Here is a 2,080-nt window from a genome sequence, read left to right on the forward strand (position 1 = left end):
GGCCGGGGTCACCGGAGGCGCCGTCGCCGTGTGGATCGGCGGAGCACTGCTGAGCTTGACTTCCGGATTCTCCGGGCAGTGGATTCCGGCGCTCGTCGCTGTCGGTGCGCTGGCGCTGGCGCTCATCCTGGGCGCGGTCGCCCGCGTGGCAGTGCGGGCGTTCCAGGCGCGACCGAAGCCGGAGCGCGCACAAGCGTCGACTGTCGCGGTCGCTCCCGCGCCGACAGCACCAGCAGCCCGACCCTCTCGCCGGGTCAGCGTGCGCACAGTAACGCCCGAATCGATTCGATAGACTTTTCGCCTGCCGGATTCCGGCAGCTCTGATCTTTCCGCCCCTCGTTCCGGAAGCCCTTCCCCCGCATGGCTACCTCCCTCACCACGGGCCGCCCCTGGCGTGTCATCCTCGCGTTCTCTGTACCGCTGCTCATCGGCAATATCGTCCAGCAGCTCTACCAGGTCGTCGACACAATCGTCGTCGGACGCGAGCTCGGTGTGAACTCCCTCGCCGCCGTCGGCGCGACCGGCTCGCTGCTGTTCCTGCTGCTCGGATTCGCCTGGGGCATGACGAGCGGTTTCGCGATCCCGACCGCGCAGGCCTTCGGCGCGAAGGACTATGCCGCAGTTCGGCGATCCGTCGCCACGGGCACCGTGCTCGCTGCGCTCGCCAGCATCCTGATCACGGTGGCTGGTCCGTTGCTGGCTGGCCCCGTTCTCGTCCTCATGCAGACGCCGCCGGAGCTGCTGGCTGAGGCGACGCTGTTCACGCAGGTGAGCTTCCTCGGTGGCGGGGCGACGATGTTCTTCAACTATCTCGCCGCGATCATCCGCGCCATCGGTGATTCGAAAACCCCGCTGGTGTTCCTCACGATCGCGTGCGTGCTGAACGTCGTCCTCGTCGTCGTGCTGGTCGGGCCGGTCGGCTGGGGCGTTGCAGGGGCAGCGCTGGCGACCGTCGTTTCGCAGGCCGTCTCGGTGCTGCTGTGCCTCGGGTTCGTCATGCGCCGGATGCCGGTGCTGCACGTGCGCCGTGCGGACTGGAAGATCACCGGTGCCGACATCGCCGATCACCTGCGGCTGGGGCTCCCGATGGGATTCCAGGCATCCATCATCGCGATCGGAACTCTCGTGGTGCAGGTCGCGCTGAACATGCTCGGCGCTGATGCCGTTGCGGCGTACACGACAGCATCCCGCGTTGACAGCCTCGCGACGGCGCTGCTGGCCTCGCTGGGCCTTGCCGTCTCGATGTATGTGGCACAAAACTTCGGCGGACGTCGCCCGGATCGCATCCGCGCCGGCGTGAAGCAGGCGATCTGGATGGCGGTCATCGCCTCGGTCATCCTCGGTGTGGTGCTGATCACCTTCGGAACGAGCCTCGTGCGGGTGTTCGTCGGTGAAGGGTCGGATGAGGTCGTTGAGCTCGCGCACCTCATGCTGATCATCAACGGCTCGGCGTACGCGCTGCTGGGGACGCTGTTCGTCGTGCGCGGCGCACTGCAGGGGCTCGGACAGGCGATGATCCCGACGATCACGGGCGTCGTCGAGCTCGTCATGCGCGTCGGAGCCGCGGTGCTACTCGGTGGCCTGCTGGGCTTCGGCGGCGTGGCGCTGAGCAACCCGCTGGCATGGATCGGGGCGGTTGCGATCCTCATCCCCGCGTACGTGCGGGCGCACCGCGCGCTGGCGAAGATGCCCGTGGACCCGGACGAGCCGACCCTCACAACTCCGATCGCCCTGATGGGTCCGGACAACAGTTCGTTGAACGTGGATGCTGTGGTCACCCAGCCCATTCCGATCGTCATGCAGAAGCGGTGGAAGAAGCTCCTGCGGCGGTGAGGCGCTGTTTCGCTGTGCCTTTTCCCGTCGCGCTGCTGTTCTCGCCCGTCGCGCTGTCCTTCTTCGCCTCGCGCTGTCTCTTTTTGCGTCGCGCTGTCCAAATCTGTTCGCGCGGCTGAAACTTCTGTAGCGCGGACAGACTTGAGCAGCGCGACGGCGGGCACCGGCAGGATCGAGCAGCGCGAAGCCGCGGAGCCGCAGCCGCTCAGCCGAGCACGCCGCGGCCGTCGCGCAACTCGAAGACCAG

Annotated in this window: 1 protein-coding gene and 1 pseudogene; both read left to right on the top strand. The window is 67.4% G+C overall.

Annotation, left to right across the window (positions count from 1 at the left end; genetic code table 11):
* Positions 1 to 292, top strand: a pseudogene (locus ACTIAO_RS08035) (hypothetical protein); the annotation flags it as partial.
* Positions 293 to 360: 68 nt separating this feature from the next.
* On the top strand, positions 361 to 1,833 hold the full coding sequence (locus ACTIAO_RS08040; RefSeq protein ID WP_441905766.1) for an MATE family efflux transporter: 1,473 nt from the start codon (positions 361 to 363) through the stop codon (positions 1,831 to 1,833).
* Positions 1,834 to 2,080 lie beyond the last annotated feature (247 nt).

Source organism: Microbacterium sp., assembly GCF_052099035.1.
Lineage (GTDB): Bacteria > Actinomycetota > Actinomycetes > Actinomycetales > Microbacteriaceae > Microbacterium.

Coding starts and splice junctions, on each gene's coding strand:
- ACTIAO_RS08040 (WP_441905766.1), top strand. CDS start 361: ATGGCTACCTCCCTCACCACGGGCCGCCCCTGGCGTGTCATCCTCGCG.